16 protein-coding genes and 2 pseudogenes are annotated in these 21,501 nt (G+C 65.6%); 9 read left to right on the top strand and 9 right to left on the bottom strand.

Going from position 1 to position 21,501, the window contains the following annotated elements; translation table 11 throughout:
• Window positions 1-68: 68 nt before the first annotated feature.
• Window positions 69-1,052 (bottom strand): AraC family transcriptional regulator, encoded by a 984-nt coding sequence (locus tag L6E10_RS12410; RefSeq protein ID WP_236219652.1) that lies wholly within the window; start codon window positions 1,050-1,052, stop codon window positions 69-71.
• Between the two features lie 126 nt (window positions 1,053-1,178).
• Between L6E10_RS12410 and L6E10_RS12405 the strand changes: the two genes are divergently transcribed.
• The 4 genes from L6E10_RS12405 (at window position 1,179) to L6E10_RS12390 (ending at window position 5,001) form a co-directional block, all read left to right on the top strand.
• Window positions 1,179-2,126: a zinc-binding dehydrogenase gene (locus tag L6E10_RS12405; RefSeq protein ID WP_236219651.1), complete on the top strand. Its 948-nt coding sequence runs from the start codon at window positions 1,179-1,181 to the stop codon at window positions 2,124-2,126.
• A 173-nt stretch (window positions 2,127-2,299) separates the two neighbouring features.
• Entirely contained in the window at window positions 2,300-2,842 is a 543-nt protein-coding gene (locus tag L6E10_RS12400; protein ID WP_236219650.1) for a GNAT family N-acetyltransferase, read from the top strand.
• A gap of 312 nt (window positions 2,843-3,154) precedes the next feature.
• Window positions 3,155-4,357 carry a sensor histidine kinase gene (locus tag L6E10_RS12395; protein WP_236219649.1) on the top strand — a complete coding sequence of 401 codons (1,203 nt, stop codon included), beginning with the start codon at window positions 3,155-3,157 and terminating at the stop codon, window positions 4,355-4,357.
• A complete protein-coding gene (locus L6E10_RS12390; RefSeq protein ID WP_236219648.1) occupies window positions 4,345-5,001 on the top strand; it encodes a response regulator transcription factor in 657 nt (218 codons plus the stop codon). Before L6E10_RS12395 ends, L6E10_RS12390 begins: the two co-directional genes overlap by 13 nt.
• A 374-nt stretch (window positions 5,002-5,375) precedes the next feature.
• On the opposite strand, the gene L6E10_RS12385 is transcribed toward L6E10_RS12390, so the two are convergent.
• The gene (locus tag L6E10_RS12385) at window positions 5,376-7,880 is read right to left on the bottom strand and encodes an ABC transporter permease (RefSeq protein ID WP_236219647.1); all 2,505 of its coding nucleotides are present in this window, start codon (window positions 7,878-7,880) and stop codon (window positions 5,376-5,378) included.
• Between the two features lie 3 nt (window positions 7,881-7,883).
• The gene (locus L6E10_RS12380; RefSeq protein WP_236220108.1) at window positions 7,884-8,687 is read right to left on the bottom strand and encodes an ABC transporter ATP-binding protein; all 804 of its coding nucleotides are present in this window, start codon (window positions 8,685-8,687) and stop codon (window positions 7,884-7,886) included.
• A gap of 1,062 nt (window positions 8,688-9,749) precedes the next feature.
• On the opposite strand from L6E10_RS12380, the gene L6E10_RS12375 reads away from it, so the two are divergent.
• The 3 genes from L6E10_RS12375 (at window position 9,750) to L6E10_RS12365 (ending at window position 11,308) form a co-directional block, all read left to right on the top strand.
• Window positions 9,750-9,953 carry a hypothetical protein gene (locus L6E10_RS12375; protein WP_236219646.1) on the top strand — a complete coding sequence of 68 codons (204 nt, stop codon included), beginning with the start codon at window positions 9,750-9,752 and terminating at the stop codon, window positions 9,951-9,953.
• A 188-nt stretch (window positions 9,954-10,141) separates the two neighbouring features.
• Window positions 10,142-10,987, top strand: coding sequence for a trimeric intracellular cation channel family protein (locus L6E10_RS12370; RefSeq protein WP_236219645.1), 846 nt, complete (start codon window positions 10,142-10,144; stop codon window positions 10,985-10,987).
• A gap of 69 nt (window positions 10,988-11,056) precedes the next feature.
• Complete coding sequence (locus L6E10_RS12365) at window positions 11,057-11,308, top strand: hypothetical protein (protein WP_374236442.1); 252 nt, start codon at window positions 11,057-11,059, stop codon at window positions 11,306-11,308.
• 4 nt (window positions 11,309-11,312) lie between these two features.
• Here L6E10_RS12365 and L6E10_RS12360 read toward each other — a convergent pair.
• A protein-coding gene (locus L6E10_RS12360; RefSeq protein ID WP_374236440.1) for an IS5 family transposase occupies window positions 11,313-12,115 on the bottom strand; the annotation gives its coding sequence in 2 pieces (ribosomal slippage) (window positions 11,313-11,770 and window positions 11,770-12,115; 804 coding nt in all).
• A gap of 377 nt (window positions 12,116-12,492) precedes the next feature.
• On the opposite strand from L6E10_RS12360, the pseudogene L6E10_RS41175 reads away from it, so the two are divergent.
• Together L6E10_RS41175 and L6E10_RS40280 are read left to right on the top strand one after the other, a co-directional pair.
• Window positions 12,493-13,174 (top strand): annotated as a pseudogene (locus tag L6E10_RS41175) (transposase).
• A gap of 25 nt (window positions 13,175-13,199) precedes the next feature.
• Window positions 13,200-13,337 (top strand): annotated as a pseudogene (locus L6E10_RS40280) (transposase); the annotation flags it as partial.
• A gap of 228 nt (window positions 13,338-13,565) precedes the next feature.
• Here L6E10_RS40280 and L6E10_RS12345 read toward each other — a convergent pair.
• From L6E10_RS12345 to L6E10_RS40760, 5 genes are all read right to left on the bottom strand, one after another.
• Window positions 13,566-14,255 carry a M15 family metallopeptidase gene (locus L6E10_RS12345; RefSeq protein ID WP_374236438.1) on the bottom strand — a complete coding sequence of 230 codons (690 nt, stop codon included), beginning with the start codon at window positions 14,253-14,255 and terminating at the stop codon, window positions 13,566-13,568.
• Window positions 14,256-14,769: 514 nt separating this feature from the next.
• On the bottom strand, window positions 14,770-15,045 hold the full coding sequence (locus L6E10_RS12340; RefSeq protein WP_236219642.1) for a hypothetical protein: 276 nt from the start codon (window positions 15,043-15,045) through the stop codon (window positions 14,770-14,772).
• On the bottom strand, window positions 15,042-15,308 hold the full coding sequence (locus L6E10_RS12335; protein WP_236219641.1) for a hypothetical protein: 267 nt from the start codon (window positions 15,306-15,308) through the stop codon (window positions 15,042-15,044). Before L6E10_RS12335 ends, L6E10_RS12340 begins: the two co-directional genes overlap by 4 nt.
• A 1,035-nt stretch (window positions 15,309-16,343) precedes the next feature.
• Window positions 16,344-17,822, bottom strand: coding sequence for a winged helix DNA-binding protein (locus L6E10_RS12330; protein ID WP_236219640.1), 1,479 nt, complete (start codon window positions 17,820-17,822; stop codon window positions 16,344-16,346).
• The gene (locus L6E10_RS40760) at window positions 17,819-21,463 is read right to left on the bottom strand and encodes an AAA domain-containing protein (protein ID WP_236219639.1); all 3,645 of its coding nucleotides are present in this window, start codon (window positions 21,461-21,463) and stop codon (window positions 17,819-17,821) included. Before L6E10_RS40760 ends, L6E10_RS12330 begins: the two co-directional genes overlap by 4 nt.
• Window positions 21,464-21,501: the final 38 nt, after the last annotated feature.

Genomic DNA, 21,501 nt, shown 5'->3' with positions numbered 1-21,501 from the left:
TGTCATTCCGCTGGGCTGTGAGACGTCCTCGTCGGCAGAAGCCGTGGTGCTGCCACAAGCGGGAGGACTTACCCGACGGATGCGATGGCGCCGGCCTTCCCATGGCTCTCACTGCGGCGGCCGACGGGTAGCTCAGCGCGTCGGAACCGCCCAGGGGGCACGCCGAACGCTCTGCGAAAGGCGTTGGCGAAGGCGAACTCGGACCGGTAGCCGACCTGACCCGCGATGAGGGCGATGGGACTATCGGTTTCCCGCAGCAGTTGAGCGGCCATGCCCAACCTCCAGTTCGTCAGGTAGACCAGCGGAGGCTGTCCAACCATGGAGGTGAACCTCCGGGTGAACGCGGTTCGGGACAGGCCGACCGTCTCACCGAGCTCCTGCACTGTCCACTTGCGACTGGGTTCCCGGTGCATGTGCTGAAGCGCCTCGGCGATCGCGGGGTCAGCCAGCGCGGCCCACCAGCCGGTGTTGGCTGTGCGCTCGGGCTCCTCCTGCAGCCACGCACGGAGCGTGTAGATCACCACCAGGTCGATGAGCGCGGGCACCGCCGCGTCAGCACCGGGGAGTGCGTCCACCACATCGGCGGCCAGGAGGTCGACCGCCGCGCGTAGCGCCGGGTGCCGGCCGGCCCGCGCAGGCACGTGGACGACGTCCGGCAGCGCCCGCAGGAACGGGTGCAGCGGCCGGAGCTGCAACTCGTAGGCGCCGCACACCATGTCCGCGTGCGCCTCCGCGGGGTCGATCGGCACTTCCGCTCGCAAATTGGCTCCCGAGGGGAGTCTTTCCTCCCTCGGCAGATCGGCCAGTGGTCGATCCGGTCGCTCGCTCAACCCGTGCCCAGTGCCGTGCGGCAGGAGCACCACGTCGCCTGGACTGAGCGCCAACGGTGCCTGACCGGGCAGCAGAAGCCAACACGCACCACGGAGCAGCACGTGGAAGCCGGCCCCGGTGAAGGCGTCGAAGCTCCGCCCCCAAGCGCCGCTGCCGGAAGTGCGACAGAACGCCGGCCGCCCGGCCCGGATGCTGCCGATCACATCGCTGAACACGTCCACACCGGCAGCATAGGCACAATCGCGCAAAAATGCGGTACATATGAGCATAGTGTGTGCTGATCCAAGCCTCATACAGTGGAACTGCGATCCAATCGGACGCAGTCCCACCGAGGAGAAACGCTGATCATGAAGGCCGTTGTTCTGAAGGCATTTGGAGGCGCGGAGAACCTCGTCCTCGCCGACCTCCCCGATCCCCGGCCGCAAGCGGGAGAAGTGCTGGTCGAAGTCAAGGCGGCCGGTGTGGGACACGTCGACGTCATGTCCCGCCGAGGTGAGTTCGGTGGTTCTCCCGGTTCCGTACCAGGCCTTGAGGTGGCCGGTGTCGTCGTGGCGACCGGTGGGGACGTCGACGACGCGTGGGTCGGCCGCCGCGTCTACGCGATGCTGGACCAGACCGGTGGCGGCTATGCCGAACTGGTCGCGGCAGACGTCGAGGCTGTCGTGGCTCTTCCCGACCAGGTCGGTGAAGCGGAAGCGGTCGCGCTGGGGTTCACCGCGTTGACCGCTCTGACGTCGCTCGAACGTGCCGGGGTACGCAAGGCGGACAAGGTTTTGGTCCGTGGTGCCGGAGGTGGAGTCGGGCTGATGGCGACCCTGCTGGGCATCCACCTCGGGGCCGCTGTGACGGCAGTGACGAGCTCCGCACTTCGCGGTGAACGGCTGGCGGCGCTGGGGGCGTCGACTGTCGTGAACCGTCTTGCCGACGCCCAAGCGTACGAGGAATACGACATCATCATCGACCCGGTCGGCGGCCCGGAGTTCGATCGCTTCCTGGAGAAACTGGCTCCCAACGGCCGGTACGTGCTGTGCGGAGGAGTGGCGGGTTTCCCCACGCCGGACTTCGGCTCGACCTTGCTCGGCCGGTTCACGGCATCCCCGGCCCTGCTCATGCTCAGCCTCTCCTCGATCAGCCGTGCAGAACTCCGCGCACGCATGGAGAAGCTTTTGGAACTCGTCGCCGGCAAAACCGTTGCCAGTCTGATCGATGGAACGTTTCCTCTCGCAGCCGCAGCGCACGCGCATGACAAACTCGAGTCCGGTGCCGCCTTCGGCAAGATCGTGCTCGTTCCTTGAGACCGATGCCGCGGTTTTGCCGCCTTCGTCGGCTCACGCGAGGGCACCGCTGGTTGACAGCAATGACAGATGATGCGCAGCTCTCGGCGGGAAGATCTTCCGGGTACCACCACACGCTGGATGTCGCCGTTGCGAGGCGTCGAGGGAGGAGGTGCGTGTTGCAGACTGTGGACTTGGCGACCGTTGAGGTAGCGACCGAACGGTTCGAGCTGCGGCCGTGGCGGGAGAGTGACCTGGGTGTGCTGGCTGAGGCCGCGACCGACTCTTGCATCACATCAATCACGACGGTTCCGGCCACGTACACGACCGAAGCGGGACATGGCTTCCTGCACCGGATGACGGAGCTGCCGGCCGACGGAATCACGGTGCCACGCGCGATCGCGGACCGCGTCACCGACACAGTCGTCGGACACATCAGCCTCCGCCTGCGCGATCTCGACCTCGGCCGGGTCGGGCTCGGCTGTTGGGTTCTGCCGTCGGCGCGCGGCCGAGGTGTGGCCCGCGAGGCCGTGACCGCGCTTTCCCACTGGGCGTTCGACCGGCTCGGCAGCCGGCGCATCGAGCCGTGGAACGAACCGTCGAAGCAAGTGGCGCTCAGCGCAGGGTTCGTTCGGGAAGGCCTGCTGCGCAACTGGCAGGCCGTGGGTGGGCGATGGTCCGATGTGGAGATGTTCTCCCGCGTCCGACCGCTCGCGTCCGGGCCGGACGACCGATAGGTCGGCTCGAGCCGCGGACTTTCTCGCACTTGTATCGCTGTGCGCGGAGAGGGACTCGGGCATCGCAGCCGCGGAGCGAAAGGTACAGCCTGCGCTACCGAGAACCACCTGCAGCCTGGGTCGCTCTGACCTGCGGACGACATTACGTTCTGCCTTGGAATCAACGATTTCATGCGGCTCGCGATTGTTCGGCGCCAGGCGTCGACGGCTGAGCACGTCCGTCCGACCTCTCGACGAGCGATGGTGGGCAGGTCAACTCGATCCGATGTGGAGTTGTGCTGGTCGGATAGGGTCCAGGGCTCGGGAGGCGGAATGACACGGGTGTGGCGGCGCGCGTGGGCGTCGCTCGATGCCGTTGCGCGCCTGATAGGTGGCCTGGGCACGGCGTTGCTCGCAATGGCCGTCCTCGTCTGGATCGGCGTGGTCGTGCTGCTCAGCTGCGTCGGTGCCGGCATCCTCCTGGTGCCCTCCGCCTTGCGTGTGCTGCGGGCGGTCGCGGACCGGGAACGGGTCCGGCTCGATGTTCTCGGCCCCGGCCCCGTGCCGCACCAGGTGCGCGCCGCGCTGCGCGACGTGACGGTGCGACGTGAGCTGGCATGGCTGCTGCTGCACGCCACAGCCGGCTTCGCCGCCGGGTTCATCGGGCTCTCGTTGCCGGTCGTGATGCTGCAAAACACGACGTACCCGTTCTGGTACCACCTGCTGCCGCCCGAGGACAACTCCCCCAGCTTCCTCTTCTGGACCATCACGGGTCCTTTGGCCGTCGGGGCCACCGGCGTGCTCTGCGGCGCCTTCATCATCACGCTCGGGCCTGCGCTCGTCCGAGCACAGGAGTGGCCGGGCCGGCACCTGCTGGCACCTCCCGCGGGCGCCGACCTCTCGTTGCGGGTCGTCGAGTTGACCGCTACCCGTGCCGCCGCTCTCGACGCGCACGCCGCCGAGTTGCGCCGCATCGAGCGGTCACTGCACGACGGCACGCAGAACCGGCTCGTCGCGGTGAATGTGCTGCTCGGCGCCGTTCGGCGGGCCGTGGACCGCGACCCCGCCGCGGCCCATGCCGCGCTGGACCGAGCTCAGGATGCTGCCGAACAGGCGCTTTCCGAGCTGCGTGCGGTGGCGCGCAGCATCCTGCCTCCGGTGCTGGCCGACCGAGGGCTCGCCGGTGCGCTGGACGGCCTCGCGAGCAGCTGCGGCGTGCCGTGTGAGTTGGTGGTGGACGTACCGGGCCGGTGCGCCGCCTCCGTCGAGGCCACCGCCTACTTCGTGATCGCCGAGGCCCTGTCCAACGTGACCAAGCACAGCGGCGCCGCGAACGCCGTGGTTGAAGTGGCCAGGCAGGGCAACCGTCTGGCGCTGCAGATCAGCGACGACGGCCAAGGGGGCGCGGACGAAAGCAAAGGGTCGGGTCTGGCCGGTATCCGCCGGCGGATCGAGGCCTACGACGGGCGTTTCACCCTGGACAGCCCGGCCGGCGGGCCGACGACGATGCGAGTGGAGTTGCCGTGCGGATCGTGATCGCCGAGGACGACGCGTTGCTGCGTGAGGGTTTGGCACTGTTGTTGCGCGCCGAGTCGCTCGACGTGGTGGCCACCGCGGACACGCCGGGGTCGTTCCTGACCGCGGTGGCCGAACACGAGCCGGACGTTGCCATCGTCGACGTGCGGATGCCGCCAACTCACACCGACGAGGGCATCGTGGCGGCCGTCGAGGCCCGCCGCCGGCAGCCGGGTCTCGCGGTGCTCGTGCTCTCGGCATATGTGGAGCAGACGTTCGCCACCGAGCTGCTGGCCGCTGGCGCCGGCCGGCTCGGCTACATGCTGAAGGAACGAGTAGGGCGGGTCGACGAGTTCATGACCGCGCTGCACCGAGTGGCCGGCGGCGGCACCGCCGTGGACCCCGAGGTGGTGGGTAAGCTGCTGGCCCGCAACCCGCACACCAGCGCGCTGAGCCGGCTGAGCCCCAGGGAACGCGACGTGCTCGCGCTCATGGCCCAGGGACTCGGCAACACCGCCATCGCCGAGAAGCTCGTCATCACCGAAGGCGGAGTGCACAAGCACATCCGCAGCATCTTCGCGAAACTCGACCTCGCCCCCGACGACCGGGCCGACCGGCGCGTCACCGCGGTCCTGCGCTACCTCGAGGGCACCGGACCGAAGTAACGACGGTTCGTCGGCCACCGCGACGAGCGCAGAGCGGCGTTACGCCGCAGCGATCGGCCGTTGCCTCTCCGGTCTTGAGCCGACTGGCTCGAAGCACCTCGGAGCATGAAGACGTGGCTGCGCTGTCCTGGCCGAGCGATTGGCTCCGTTGCTGCGATTGCGAACCGAGCTCCACACCGATCGCGGACGCGGAGCGAAATCGGAGCGGGCGGTGAGTCGAACGACTTGGGCCTGTGGCGCAGGGGCTTCGAACACCGTCGTCAACGTCCACTTCGTCCAGACGCTTGACGACAACCGAAGGCCGTCCGCACTGCGAGGACGCCCTTCGGTTGTCGGTCAACCGGATCGCGACGGTCTGCTGCCCCAGGCGATCGTTACTCCTTGACGCCGATACCGGCGATCGGCGGGATCCGGAGCAGTCTCGCGATGGGCAGGACGGTGGTGAGCAGGGCCAGTAGCGTCGTGCCACCGACGATGAACACCCATCCCAGCGGAGGGACATGAGGAACGCTTTGCCCGGTGAGAGTGCGGACAACCGACACCAATGTGATCGCGGCGATGGCTCCACCGATCAGCAGGGAAACGCCGAGCAGGCCGGTCTGTTCCGCGTGAACCATTCTCTTCACCTGCTTGCGGGTGACGCCGACCAAGCGCAACAGAGCCAGTTCACGGCCACGGGTGAGGGCTGCCATGACCATGATGTTGGCGGCGGCCAAGGCGGCGTAGCCGACCATGATGCCGACCAGCAGCTTGTTCAACCAGGATCCCAGCTCCAGGTCGTCGGCGAGCTGGTCGGTGAGGCCGGCCGTGCTCGTCACGGTGCTGCCGGGGTGCCGATCGGCGACGTCGGCCAGGGCGGTGGTGATGTCGGTGCCCGGTTCGCTGCGCACGAGGATCCGCTCGTAGCCGGTGGAGGCGGTGTGGCCCGCGATGAGGTCCTTGGCGACGGTAGCGGCGGCGAAGCCCATGCCCCGGTCGTAGATCGCGACGATGCGCAGGGTGGCCGGTGTGCCGTCGCCGAGCCGCACCTCGACCTGCTCGCCGATCTCCCAGCCGCTGGAATCGGCTTGCAAGGTCGACACCGCCATGGCGGGGCCGCGCAGGTCGGCCAAGCTGCCGCTGCGGACCCTGAGGTCCATCGTGAGCTCGGCGCCGTCCGGATCGATCGCCTGCACGTCGCTGGCCTCCTCTCCCCCGGCGGGGATGATCGAGGTGTTGCGCACTCCGGTGGCGGCCACCACACCGGGAATCCCGCGGATTTCCGCGAGGGCGGAGTCAGGCAGACCCGCAGCGGAGATCATGGCGGTTTGGGCTCGCATCCCGTCACGGCTCTGCGCAACGGCCGCTCGTTGCTGGTTGTCCTGGATGAACCAGATCGAGCCACCGAGGCCAACCGACAGCACCAGCGCGGTCAGCACGGTGACCATGCTCTGGGCATTGGCGCGCAGGTTCGCCGCGGCGAGGTAACCGCTGTCGCCCCACACCGCGCGCAGCACCGGACCGAGCAGCCGGGCGGCCACCCGGTTGATCCAGGGGGCGAGCAGGGCGACCGCGAGGACGAGTACGAACAACACGCCTATCGCGGTGCCGAGGGCAGCGTTCCCCTTCAGCGCAGTGGTGAGGGTGGTCAGGAAAATGCCACCGGCCAAGGCGACGAACCCGGAGAACAAGCGGATCTTGCTGTTGCGGCGGGGTTCCACAGCGATCTCACCGAGCGCCTCCGTCGGGCGGATCAGCACCGTCCGACGGGCGGCGATCAGCGCGGCGCCCACCGCCACCGCTATCGTCGCCACCACCACCGCGACCGAGGTCAGCACACCGCCGCCAAACGGGAACGTGTCCGGGATGAACTTGTGGTCGACCAGTTCCCCGCGCAGCCATCGGATGGCGAACCAGCCCGAGGGCACGCCGATCACGACCGACAGCAGACTGAGCAGCCCCACCTCGATGAGGACCAACCGGGTGATCTGGCCAGGGGTGGCGGCGACTGCCCGGAGCAAGGCGAGATCGCGTCGCCGGTGCCGGACCGCGAGGCCGATGGTTCCGGCCACGACGAACATCACCAGCAGCGCCACGTACCCGCCGAAGACAGTGCCGAGCTGGACCAGCATCCGGCCTGCCGCCGCATCCGCGGACTGTTCCAGCACCCCGCGCTCGGCGCCGGCGTAAGCCTTGACTCCGGCCTCGGTGGCCAACTCGCGTACGTCGGCGACCAGTGCGGCGCTGTCGGCACCTGGCTCAGCGATGACGCCGACAGCGTCGACCCGGCCCTGCCGCGGGTACACGGCCGCCGCGTGCTCGTCGGTGAAGAACACCGCAGGCAACGCGTCAGGGGCCGGCCGGGGGCCGGCATTGCGCACGAGGCCACTGATCCGGTAGACGCGTGCCGTCCCATCCACCAGGATCGGGACCTCGTCGCCGGACGCTACCGAGCCGGCCAGGCGTTCATCCAGCGCGACTTCCTCGCCCGTCTTCGGTTCAGCACCCGAGACCAGCTGGTAGGGAGTGAGCGCCGTGCTGCTCCACCCGTGCCCGGTGGCCCCGCCGTTCTCCAGGATCACCGTCACCGACGTGTCCCCCACGACCGTGGCCACACCCGATACCTGCCGGAGCCGTTCGACCATCGAGGCCGGGACGGTGCCCCCTTCAGGCAGCTCTACGGTGACCTGCTCCTCACCGGTCGTCGTGAGGGTGATGTCGCGATGGGCGACAACGACGTCTGTTGCGGCGTAGCGCTTCGGCGCGGCCTCGAACCGCATGCCGGACTCCACCAGAAGTCCGAACGACATCAAGAGCACCACTCCGGCCGTCAAGGCCAGCAGGGTGGCGACCGCACTGCCCTTGCGGTAGCGCAGCATCTTCGCGGCCAGCTTCAGCATCGGTCAGCGCTCCTGCGTCACGCGAGGGCGACGACCCAGCGACGCCAGGTGCTCCGCGATGCGCTCCGCACCCGGCTGCGGCATGTCGTGCACGATCCGGCCGTCGGCCAGCACCATCACACGATCCGCGTACGACGCCGCCACCGGGTCGTGCGTCACCATGATCACCGTCTGTCCCGCCTCGTCCACCACCGAACGCAGCAGGCTCAGCACCTCGCCCGCGGTCTGAGTGTCCAGCGCACCGGTCGGTTCGTCGCAGAAGATGACCTCGGGGCGCGTCGCCAACGCCCGCGCGATCGCGACCCGCTGCTGCTGACCGCCGGACAGCTCCGACGGCCGGTGCGCCAGCCGCTCGGTCAACCCGACCCGGTCGACGACCTGCCGCACCCACGTGGCATCGGCACGTTTTCCCGACAACTGCAACGGCAACACGATGTTCTCCTGCACCGTCAACGCTCCGATGAGGTTGAACGCCTGGAAAACAAACCCGATCTTCGACCGCCGCAGCTTCGTCAGATCCGTCTCGGACAGTCGCGACAACTCCGTGTCACCGACCCACACCTGGCCGCCGGTCGGCTGGTCCAGCCCCGCCGCGGTCTGCAGCAACGTGCTCTTGCCCGAACCGGACGGCCCCATCACCGCGGTGAAAGTGCCCCGCTCGAACATCGCGTCGACGCCCGCAAGTGCAGTCACCGCTTGCAGTTCCGTGCCGTAGACCTTCTTCAGGCCCTGTACCCGCACCGCCGACGCGGGGTTGGCAACGCCCACACCAGAAGATCCATGAGTCTGTACATTATGGATTGACATCACAATATCCCGAGGTCCTGTTCTTCGATTCCCAGGACGGGAACCGTAATGTCGCCCGTCGGCCGAAACGACCCAGGCTGCGGGCGGTTCTTGGTAGCGCAGGCTGCACCTGTCCGCTCCGCGGCGCCGACGTCGCCCCGGACCCGACGAACACGGACGCCATCGGTGTGACATCAGCCGCCACGGTCTCAAGATCCGGTTGATCCAGTGCACCACGGCACAGGCGGAGAACATCGTCCTCGCCCAGTCCAACGCTTGCTGCTGACCCTCAGCGGCAAAGCAGAGACACAACAGTTCGTCAGCGCCAGCACCCCTGCTTGTTCGACCCGCTATCGTCCACATCGAACCGTTCATCCTGCTGCGGCGAACGAGCTTTCGAAGCAGGTGGAGGCCGGCGGAAACTTCACGCCAATGAGGCTGGGCAGCATCACGGAGGCGATCTGGTCGCGCTTGTGTCTGGGCAAAGGGGCATGGGCCAATCCCAAGACGAGGTACAACCTGCTGTACCGAACCAAGGGCGGCTGCTGGGTGGGCAGGCAAAGTGACAGCACACAAGTGGACCTGCGCGAAGCGCAACGGCACCTAGCTGCTGGCCAGCACGTTCCATGGAGACCTCGACATATCACACCTCCCCACGCTCACCATTCGCTGCCGCACCGATCTCCATCGCCGTGGCGACCACTCCCGAGCGACCCGAGCAGCTCTGCTTCGAACTCATCCTGCGCCAAACGCAGGAGTCACTGACTTCAGGCGATGACCGACGGGCTCAGCAGTCCGTTCCCTCACCTGGGAAAGCGACGATGTACGAGGTAAAAGAGGTGTACTCACCGGCGTCTCTGCCAACCTGGACCGCCTGTCCGCCCGCAGGTCCGCGCCGAGAGACACGTCATCCGCACCGGCCTCGACCTGACCGGTTCAGTCCAAGTGCGGCTTCACAGACGCTCCAGGCATCGGAAGCGAAACCATCGCACCAGTTCACGGGATCGAGTACAGCCTGCACTACCTGACAGCCGGAAGCCTGCGGTATGGCCGACGCTGTCGTGCACAACTAAGTTTCTTGTCATGAACAAGGAACTGAACTCCTCGCCCACTCGCACCCGAGCGCTGCTCGTGGCGCTCCTGGTCAGCAGCATCGTGGCCAACGTCGCCACTCAAGCCTTCGGCCTGAGCTCCTACATCAGTGCCGTTTTCGGGATGATTGCCGTCGCTAGCGGTATCTCACTTTTCTCCAGCTACCGCAAGAACCGCGAGAATTCGCGGAACTGAAGCGTGTGCCGCGCGACAACTCATGGTTGCTGCGGATCATGTAGTCGCCCCCCGCACGGGCGGGGGAGAGTAAAACTGCCCGTAAGGCTGCGCGCTGTGGCCACACTGTTGGCGTATGGAGAGATTGCCGTCGGATCCTGATCTGCTTTCGCTAACTTCCGCATTCTCGGACGTCTTGGGGTCGAGCTGTGTTCGTGGTCATGGAAGTTTTGGGCATCTTGGCTTTCGCGCTCGCGGGCGCCATGGATGCTGCACGGTCGCGTCTGGACCTGTTCGGAATCGGCACGGCGGCGATCCTCACCGCGATCGGCGGTGGCGTGCTGCGGGACGTCCTCCTCGGGGTTGAGCCACCGATCGGGTTGCTGACGGCGTGGTACTTCGTGGCCAGCTTGGTGATAGCGGCGATTGTGGTCCTCTGGTACCCGCGGCTGTGCCGGTTCGACATGCCCGCGCAGTTCTGCGACGCGGTCGGACTGGCCATGTTCACCATCACCGGCGCGACCAGGGCGATGGAGCACGGTACGCCGGTCTACGTGGCCGGCATCATCGGCATGATCAATGCTGTCGGTGGTGGCCTGATGCGCGAGGTCCTGGTCATGAGAGTGCCGACGATGCTGCACAAGGAGATCTACGCGTTGCCTGCGTTCGGTGGTGGGATCTTCGTAGGACTTGGGTTCACCCTGCACCTGTCCCCCGAAGTCGTGGCGGTGGTGACTGTGCAGATGGTGGTCATCGTGCGAATGTTGGCGGTGGTCCGAAAGTGGAACCTCCCAACGGCGCGGATTCCCCAGACCCGAAACGCGCCTTCACGCGAACGGCGGCCTGATCCAGTTCCGTCGGGGCTGGCCTTGCACAGACAGGAGGATGTCGAACGCACGCTCGAAATGTTTCCTGTCCTGCCCGGCAGGCAGGTCATCGGCCAACGAACGGCGCAGCATCCGCACGGCAAGCGGGTCGCACTGGGCGCGATGCCTCAAGCCCAGCCTCGTCGAACCGGCCGCCCGTATGACGGGTGGCCGAGGATGACCAAGTGATATGGGGTTTCGCAGGACAACGATGGCGGATCCCGTCACGGCTCCAAATTCCACAATCTGACGGACTGTGTGCTTTGCACGACCCGCAGCCGTTTCGGCCACGACACGCGTTTCCTGCCTCCGCGGTTCCGGCCCGACACGCTCTACGCCGACCGCGGCTACGACCACAACAAGTACCGCAACCTGGTGCGATCCGAAGGCATCACACCGGTGATCGCCCGCCGCGGCAGCGAACACGGCTCCGGCCCGGGCGCCTACCGGTGGGTCGTCGAGCAGACCTTCGCGCTGCTGCACTGGTTCCACCGCCTGCGGATCCGCTAAGAGATCAGTTCAGAATGAGTTTGCGCAGGCAGATGATCGAGCAGGCAAGGCTGAGCATGGCCTGATGGACGTCGGCTCGGCGTTCGGTGCGGATGCGGAGTCGTCGGAAGCCTTTGAGCCAGGCGAAGGTGCGTTCGACCGGCCAGCGGACCGTGCCCAGGCCGGAGCCGTGTTCGACGCCGCGGCGGGCGATGACGGGTGTGATGCCGCGGGTGCGGACCAGGCGCCGGTACTCGTCATGGTCGTAGCCGCGGTCGGCGTAGATCCGGCGCGGTCGGCGGCGTGGTTTGCCGACCACGCCGCGGATCGGCGGGATCGCGTCGATGAGCGGAATCAGCTGAGTGACGTCATTGCGGTGCCCGCCGGTGAGTGTGACGGCCAGCGGGATGCCACCCGCGTCGGTGATCAGGTGGTGCTTGGAGCCGAGTTTGCGGCGGTCGACCGGGCTCGGCCCGGTGTGGTCCCCCCTTTGAACGCGCGCAGGTGGGTGGAGTCGACCAGGGCAGCGGACAGGTCCAGCAGCCCGGCGGCGCGTAGCTCGGCGAGCAGCAGCTCGTGCAGTTGCTGCCAGACGCCGGCTTCGTGCCATTCGGTCAACCGCCGCCAGCAGGTCGAGCCTGATGCGCCGAACAAGGCGGTGGGCAGCCGGTTCCAGCCGATGCCAGTGCGCACCGCGTAGAGGATGCCCTCCAGCGCGGCGCGGTCGTCGGCACGCCGGCGACCCGGATAGCGGAAACGCCTCGGAGACATCGGGATCAACGGTTCCAGCCGAGCCCACAGCTCGTCGGTCAGGACCTCCTCACGCACACCATGATCTTGGAATGTCCTGCCCCGCAGGCAAAGCCGACACGCCAGCTCATTTTGAACTGGTCACTAAGAGATCCGCGACGACATCCACGAAGCCTTCGGTGTAATTCCCGATCATGGAAGTGCACCTGATGACCGACATGATGTCCGGCGTGGAGAACGCCGAGGACTCGAACCCGCAGCCGGTCTGGACGGCCTGGACGAGCAGCTCGTCGCGCAGCTGCTGAGCAGCGCCAAAGCGAGCGGGCTGCAACTGACCGGTGAGGGCGGGGTGCTGCAGCAGCTGACCAAGCGGCTGCTGGAGTCCGCACTCGAGGCGAAATCACCGACCACCTCGGCTATGACAGCAACTCGCGCAACGGCACCCGCTCAAGACGGTGCTCACCGATGTCGGCCTAATCGAGATTGACGTGCCGCATGACCGACACCAGCTGCGAGCCCACAATTGTCGCGAAGCGGCAGAGGCGTCTGGGCGGCGTGGACGAGATGGTGATCTCGCTGGCCGCCGAGGTTTGACCACCGGTGAGATTTCCGCGCATCTCGCGGAGGTCTATGGCGCCGAGGTGTCGCGCCAGACCATCTCCACGACCACCGACAAGGTGATCGAGGGCATGGTCGAATGGCAGAACCGGCCGTTGGACGCGGTGTGTCCGATGATCTTTATCGACGCTATCCACGTCAAGATCCGCGACGGGCAGGTCGCCAACCGGCCGATCTACGTCGCGCGCGGTCACCTGCGAAGGACGGCGTGACATCCTCGGGTTGTGGGCCGGCGACGGCGGCGAAGGTGCCAAGTACTGGCTGTACGTGCTCACCGAGCTCAAGAACCGCGGCGTCGCCGACGTCCTGATGGTGGTCTGTGACGGGCTGACCGGCCTGCCCGACGCGATCACCACGGTCTCGCCGCAGACGATCACCCAGACCTGCGTGGTGCACTTGCTGCGCAACAGTTTCCGCTACGCGGGCCGCCAGCACTGGGCCGCGATCGCCAAGACCCTCGAACCCGTTTACACCGCCGACCGAGGCCGCCGCCCGCGAGCGTTTCGGCGAGTTCGCTGAGGCCTGGGGCGCCCAGTATCCGGCGATATTGCGGTTGTGGGACAACGCCTGGGCCGAGTTCGTGCCGTTTCTCGCGTTCGATCCGGAGATCCGGCGGGTGATCTGCTCGACCAACGCAATCGAGAGCGTCAACGCCCGCATCCACCGCGCCGTCAAAGCCCGCGGGCACTTCCCCAACGAGCAAGCCGCGCTCAAATGCGTCTACATGGCGATCATGAGCCTGGACCCGACCGGCACCGGACGCGCACGCTGGACGATGCGCTGGAAACCGCGCTCAACGCGTTCGACATCGCCTTCAACGGCCACCTGGCCGCCGGACACAAGTAGTTTCCGTCAACCCGAGTTACACCGTTCGTTTGACTCCCTCCCCGAGGGCTGGTCCTGGACGCCGTCAGGGCTTCTCAAAATGCTGGTAGTCGATCGGTGTGTCCCAGAAGCCGCCCCAGGCCCAGCCGCGTGTGGTGAACGCCTGCTCCGTGGGGTCGCCCGCGTGGATCATGCCGGGCACGTTCTGGGTGCGGTCGACGTAGGGCGCGCCGTTGGGCGGGTAGACCGTGCCGCTGCGGGAGATGTAGGGGTTCTGCACGGGGTTGATGTCGATGGCCCGTCCGTAGGAGTGGTTGGACCAGGCGGTGCCGCCAGTGATCGCCCGGCAGTTGAACGCCGAGGTGTTGTTCGCCGCCATCGACGCGTCGTCGTCGGAGTCGTACTTTTCCACGGTCTCCATCCGCTGGATGGGGAACCGGTCGAAGTACAGGTCGGCGAAGATGCGGGCGACCTCGACGGCGAGATCGGCATTGACGACCAGCTCGCCGCGGCGCACCGCACCATCGAAGCCCACGAAGTTCAGGCTGATCAGCCGCAGCTGATCGGGCCCGACGGGGCAGCCTTCGCGCCAGCTGGAAGCGAGCCGCTTCGCGGTGACCGGCTTGATGACGGCGATGTAGGGCGGGAGGCCGCTGCCGGCCGGCGCGGCGAGTTCCACGGTCTGGGCGCTGGCGGCGGGCGCCGGCGTGGTACCGACCAAGACCACGGACAGAGCGAACGTGATGAGCGCGAAAACTCTGGTTCTCGACCTCAAAATACTTCCTCTCGATCTCTACTGTGACAGAGTGGGATTCGCCGTGGTTCGAGCAACCCAGGGCGTTCGTGCGGCATTCACCTACCGGGCCACGTATGAGAAGCAGCTCATCGACTGCAATCGGCAGTGGACAGTTTCCGGCCGTTCACCCCCCAGCCGCGCGAAGACGCCCTCGGGGATCGAGCCTGCCAGCGATGCGCGAACAACGTCAACTGCGCTGAAAACGTTTCACCCCTCCCCGAAACGTCCGGTCGCGCGGGAACCGGGATACGCCGGGCCGGCCGCCTGAGCTTGTCGTCGGCCGTAACCGTGGCGGCCTGTCGCGTTCGGGCCGCTGCGTGAAGCCTTGGGAGCACGGAGTGGGAGCAGATTGGGAGCAACTCGGGCGCTGAACATGCCGGAACGGTCCTCAATGGACCTGAACGGCCCTGCGCCGACCTGCAAGAGTGTTGTTTCCGCAGTTCAGCGCGATATCGGTGCCATAGTTCACACCCAAGAGGTCACCGGTTCGGAGCTACAGAAGTCGATCGCGTTCGTCCTCGGCCTGTTCTCGAAGAGGTTCGAAGAACTCCTCGTCGACTCGGTTGCCGTCTTCCTCGTCGTCGAGGTCGCCCAGCTCCGCATGCTCGACCGCCGCCAACTCCTCCTGGACTTCCGCGATGACAGCATCTGAGAGCGCATGGTCACCGAACGCGTACAGCGCCCGCCCGACGCGGTGGGCAGCTTCCTCGACCAGCACGAATGACTGGATGAGGGATCCCTGCTCATCGGGCAGATGGGGCTTGTTCACGTGGTCGAGTACCTCGGCGAACGCGTCCCGCTCTCCCTGCCGACGCCAGCCTTCGGCTCCACGCTTTCGGTGGCGCTCGCCGGATAGGTGCAGGTCCGCCACGCCCACCGCAACAAGGTCGTCAGACTGGCCGCGAGCCGCAACGCCGCTTCCTGGTCCAGCACCGGCGGCAACACCAAGACCGTGCGAGCCAACTGCCCATCACCGGTCTCCCAGACGGCCATCAGCGCACGGCGGGTCTCGTCGCAGGCGTACTGCGCCATGCCGCTATCTTGGCGGATCAACAGCACTGGCTCGGAGCGTTCGCGCTACAAGCCATCCCGACACCGCAGGCACTTCGAAATTCGCTTCGTCACGCTTCGGCTTCGCGGCGACAAGGCACAGCGTGCCGGCAGGCCCAGTTCGAATCCGCTGGACCGCGTTGCGGCAGGAACGCCGCCCTACTGGTCGATACGGAGAGGTTCGAGCACGTTCGCGACTTCGACGTGACCACCTCCTGCACCGGCCGACCCATCACCAGTCACGCCTCGTTGACCGCGGATGAAGTCAGAACGGGCCAGCTGACGCCAGTTCAGCGCCGTTTGGCAAATTCACCCGTTCGTGGCGACCCCGTTTGCGCTTAGTCAAACGAAGGAGGCAGCGCCTCCTCCTTGGCTCCTACCTCGACCTGTCGATCATGAAATTGATGATCAAGCGAAGATCGTTTCGAGTGCACGAAAAAGCCCGCTGACCTGGGCTTTCACCCAGAATCAGCGGGCTGATTCAGACCGTCGGGACGACAGGATTTGAACCTGCGACCCCTTGACCCCCAGGGTAGGCCGAATAACAACCCGACCTGCGGAAACACGAAGAAGCAGGTCGCGGCGGTGCAATTGGATACATTTGACCGCAGCTCGATCCCATTGCCACACCTTAGCTTCTCCCAATCTCCTCCCATAGCGCTCCCATGATGGGTACGTGTCGACTGCGGCAGGCGTCGAACACTTGTACATGAGTCAAGTACACCGACGTCCGTTGCCACAGCCCGTCAACGCAACTCCTTGTGGACATCGAGACGCCGAGCACAAGTCACCAGCAGAGTCGGCGCAACTGCTCCCTAACGTTGCCAATAGACATCACGAGACCTCCGAATGACGCAAATCGAGAGTTGATGTCAATAAGCGCCGTTGATGACCGTTCAGCGCCATTGACCTCTCAAGATCCGTCAGCGCTGACCGTACAGCTAATACCGGCGGGCTGGTCAACGTCTGATGCAATTTCAGCGACGCGCTGGACCTAGAAATATAGTACCAATCACGTCAGCTTCCAATTTCCTGTGCCACCTCTCGTATCGAAACACCAACCACGCCAGAAATTGCAGAATCCGCACATGGTTTCGCCGCACCGAAGATCTTGCCGCCGCTAGGCGTCGACTCGGTCGCCGCGTGCTCGTCGTCGACCAGAAGTTCGACGTCGACAGACCCGCTCAGTTCCCCCTGGACGCCTTCTAGCGCAGCAGCGTCCTGACACGACCGCGCGATTCTCCGCCACCGGTCGACCGAGGCGTCTTCGCCGGAGCGCCGCCAAAGAGCGGCGGCGACCTGAGCAATGCCAGTCCCGATCGCGTGACCTCGAACGTGCAGCGAGATGCCCGTCCCCTGGTGACCCAGCCAGTCGAAGTCGCCAACCACCACATCCGGCATCCCGTCCGGACGGTCGAAGGACAGCAAGCCAGCCGGGCAATGCGTCGGCTTCGTGGAGGGTCGCATGAGATCCCTCCCCCGCTGGCCGACGGCATCGTAGCCGATCCTGTTCGCGATCTTGACCAGGTCACCCTGTCCTACGGCGGCGGTCGCCTCGCCATACAACAAGTCAATACGCACGCCGCGTTTCAGCGCCGACCGCATGGCGCCTTCCCAGCGCAGGAGTACCTGTGGCTCGATCGTAGGCGAAGCTACGAGTACATACCTGTACGCGGTCCTGAACGCCGTCTCCAGCACGCTGAGGTGGTTCTCAGTACCTGCCAAGGTACCCACAGCCTGCACCTTGGCCCTGGTGGTGCGCTGCGCCTCCCTCGGTTCGAACCCAGGGTTGTCCAGCCAGTCGAACGAGTTCGAGGCAGCTTCGCCCTGCCCGATCGTCTCGTCGTGGTGCTTGGTAGCCGCCGACACGATGTGGTCGGTCAACGCCCGGCCCCACCCTCGCGGCAGGCCAACGACCTCCTGGCTTTCCAGACTCACTCGCACTGGGATGTAACGGCGGAAGTTCACCAACCTCGGCCGCCCAATGCTGCGGACCCAGTCGCCGCTGGCTCGCGGGAGAAGTTTGTCCACCTGCGCCTCGTCCAGCGAGCGCCTAACGAGCCGAACCGGCGTGCGGGCGTATCTCCGAACCTCGTGGTCATTCAAGTGCACAGTCGGCACCTCATTGCGCCGGGCGAGTTGCCCGGCCGTGAGGTCCATGATCACCGTACAGGGCATCCCCGGTCGGACAACGACCGACGCGGGGTCCTTGCCCGTCGACAACGCCTTAGCTCCCTCGTCCGTCAGCGCGAACGTCGCCTCGCGGCCGTCGGCTACCGCGACCCAACCTGCGCCGATCAAGGTGACTACCGCTTCGACCAGTAGGCGCTGATGCACGTGGAAGGTCTCGCGCAGTGAAGCGAGGGTCGCCTGTGTATCAGTGCCACCTCGTTGGGCGATGTCCTCCAGCACACGGACTTCCAACCGACTGTACGGACGGCCTTGAGCGACCGTGAACGGAACGTTGAACATGCTGACCGGCACCAGAACAATCATGGGCGCTCCCCGAGGTCCGCCGGGATAAGTGCAGCCTGACCGCTCGCGAACCAGTCGGCGAGCAGCGTCGTGATCTTTTTCAATGGCCACAGCGGCTGCGAGGTGTCGCCGATCGGCAGGTTATGGGTTTGGTGTTGGAAGAATTCCCACGAACCCACGAGGATCAGTAGCCGTTCGGCCCGGGATAGCAGCACGTTCATCCGGCCCGCGTCGTCCAAGAAGCCGATGCCCTTACCGGGGTCTTCCTCGTTGTTGCGCACGAGGCTGATCGCCACGACGTCAGCCTGGTTGCCTTGGAAAGAGTCAACGGTGTGGGTCGGGAAAGTGGAACGCTCCGCGCCCGCTACGTTGAGGCTCAACCGAGGCGCCAACCCCGCCGGGAGTTGGACACCACGGAGCTGCGTGCTCAACAGGTTCACCTGACGACCGTAAGGAGAAAGCACGGCAAGCTTTCCGCCATAGTCGCACGACGGCCCCAGCGTGCGCAGGAAGTTCGCGAGCGCCCGCGCCTCCATTGGGTTGGTGTAGGGCGATTGACCGTCCTTAGGGCCGACCTCTTTGGTCTCCGGGTCACGCCTGCACCATGGCACGTCCAGCCACACGATGGCACGATCCCTAATTTCAGCCGGCGTAGTGAACCCATGCCGGACTCGGTCGACGGGTTCGCCGTCCTCATCGATCGTTCGGTTGACCAGTGCCCGACCGTAGTATGCCTCTGAGATGATCTGACCGATGTTCGGATGCATTCGGTGCTGACCAACCAACTTGCCCGCCGACGCACCTACCGGTGTCGTCTCAGTGATGATCTCTCGCTCGCCACTAGTCGCGTGCGCGCACTGTTCGAATAAGCTCTTGAACGTCTTCAACCACTCCTTCGCGAATTCCTTGAACTCTGCCCGCTCGGCTGGCGTTCGCTCCTCCCAGGTGTCGATCCACGCCTGATCCACCAGGTCGAACGCGCGTCCTTTCAACTCGCGCAGCAACCGGACTACCGTGTCGAACTGCTCAACGCCATCGCGGTAGTTCTCCCAGCGGTAAGGATCGAGTTGCTTGTGGTCGCCAATCAGCAGCCACCGGTGCCCCGCCTGCAGCGGCAGCGCCAGGTCGAACCCGTGCGCCTTGCCCGCCTCCTCAACGATCGACCAGTCGAACGCCTGCCCTGCAGCCAGGCCGACCAGGTCACCCGCGCTGGTGGTGCAGTAGGTCAAGTTGGCGCCGCGCTTGACCAGTTCTACAAAGTCCGCGGAGCGGCGGCCCAAGTCTGTCGTGCCGTTGATCTGATCCATCTCGGCCCACATGGCTTGGGCGTCGGCGAGCCAGTCGGACTGCACAACTGTAGGGTCCTTCAACCCCTTGAGGTGCAAGATGCTGCGCTCAAGAACTTGCTTCGCGACACCTTTTGCCCCGTCTTTTGCGTCTTCATCCGCTTTGTGGACACTGCGTAGCCGGACTTCCAGCGGACGCTGATCCTCAGGCACGTCTCGGAACGCCTCACCTACCTTCGACCGCAGCACGTCGACAGCCCCGTGTGCCTGCGCCGTGACGAGCACCTGGACCACGGGGTCCTCTGCCACGATCTCCCGCAGCAGCCACGCCACGAGCGTCGTCTTCCCAGTGCCAGGCGGCCCCTGAAGCGTATAGATCGGCCGCACTCTGAGGATGTCCTCGATGCTGGCCCGCTTAGGTTCGTCCACGAGCTTGTGATCCAGGGGTACCGGAAGTTCAGAGACCCCTGTGTCCATCCGAACCATGCCAGGGTTGATCAGTGAACGAAGCAAGTAACCGTGTTGATCAAGCGCGTCGATGGCCTTCTTCCGGCGCTGGAACAGGCTGATCTGTCCAGGCATGCCAGCACTCCGCAGGAAGCCGAGGGGTTCGGGACGGCTACGGTTCTCGCCGATTGCCGCGCGGACCAGCCTGATCTCATGTGTGTGCGGTTCGAAGTGCTCGACCTGCCACGAGTCGTCAACGTCGACCGTGTTTCGGTCCTTCCGGGGCAACTTAAGCCGATCGCCGTCACGTGCCGGCGTGAGGATGAACTTTGACTTGTCGCTGCCCCTGACCTCCCGCTGAAGAAAGTCAATGAGGCTGATATCGAAGGAGTTGAGCTGTTCGTGTCCCTCTGGCCGTGCGCGCTCACGAACGACGATCCGCTCCTCGTTTTCCTCAATCCACGGGCCGTTGACGAGTTCATACGGGAAGATTTGGGAGTCGAGCAGCAGCAGTTCGATCTGGTTGCTCGCTCGCAGGAACTCGTGGAGCCGGGCTAGTTCTCGCGAGACGATCGCGCTGCGGTCGGCCTTGGGCAGCACCGGTTCCCACGTCGAGGAGTTCTGAATGATCGTTCGGTCACGGGCCAACTGATCACGGGAGTAGGCGAACACGCTGCCCACTGGGAGATCGCGATAGCTGTCGTCGTCCTCGCTGTAGCGCAGCGACAACGCCGACCTGCAATCGGCCACCTGCCAGGTCAACTGCCCATCGCGCGTCCGATATCTGGTCACCTTAAGGCTAAGCCGCCCTCCGACCAGGATATAGTACTTCTGCCCCGGCACCGCATAGACAGACGCGTTGCGCATATCTTGGCGGATGAATTCACAGGCTTCGCTGCGGTGGCGAGGGTCGAGCGGGATGAACGTGTCGGTCACGCCGAACTTCATGTGCTCGCGCAGGCCATTCTCAAGCAAGTGGTCGATAAAGTCCGCGTTGCGCAGGTCTAGCGCCAGGATGTGCTGAACGTTGTCCGGCGAGGTGAGCTTTGGATGCCCTAGCGAACTTACGATCTCCTGGATACGGGCGAGGATGTCGAACGAGAGCGTCTGGCGTTCCAGCGGGTCGGCGGCGATGAGATCGAGGATGAACTTCCGCTCGGCGTCTGACAGGTGCTGCGACGAGGTTTGCACCGCCTTCACGGTGCGCTCATAGCGTTCCTTCGGCGGGTTTCCTCCGAACCGCTCGATGTCGAGCAGGACCCGCGCGCAAAGGATTCCGAAGGCGAACCAGTCGTCGTCCGGCCGCCACGTAGTCAGGCTGCCAGCAACGCGTTCAGGAGGCATCGGCCAGCCGTGCGGAGGTTTGCTGCCCACAGGCCGGCCGAGTTTGACAGACCATTCGAACCCGCCGAGCCGGAATGACTCCGGCCCCTGATCCTGGTCGAAGTACACAGAGTCGACGTCGACGCCCCGGTGCAACACCTGACGTTCGTGCAGCAGGTTCAACCCGGTGGCGATGCGTCCGAGGCCGCCCCAAATCTCCCTCCTCGCTGAAGCACCGCGATCGGACAACCACGAATGCGCCGGGCGACGCTGGAGCGCTTCGGCCAGCCGGTCGTATCCGACGGCTTCCAGCACCATAACGAAGCATTGGTAATCAGGGTCCAGCCCAGCGTCCTTGAGCAGCACCAGCGACTCCTCGGAGCGGGGACTGCTAGCCACCTTATAGAGGGTGCGCAGCTCCTGATCCCACAGTGCCCGCTGCACGGGGTCGGGTTGGTCGCCTTCATATCGCCACGTCTTGACCAGGAAGTCGTAGCCTGAGTTGAACCCCTTCCAGATCTGCGATTTACCTGCGCCCGCTACTGGATCATCAACCAGCTCGTACCGCCCCTTGAGCAGGACGCTGCCGATGCTCGGTGTCGTCACTCGCCTTCCTCCACCCGGCCACTTGCGCGATTCTGCCG

Origin of the sequence: Lentzea sp. CC55 (genome assembly GCF_021056325.1) — a bacterium.
Lineage (GTDB): Bacteria > Actinomycetota > Actinomycetes > Mycobacteriales > Pseudonocardiaceae > Lentzea > Lentzea jiangxiensis.
Note: the sequence above shows the minus strand (reverse complement) of the source record. Positions and strands in the feature narration are given on the sequence as shown.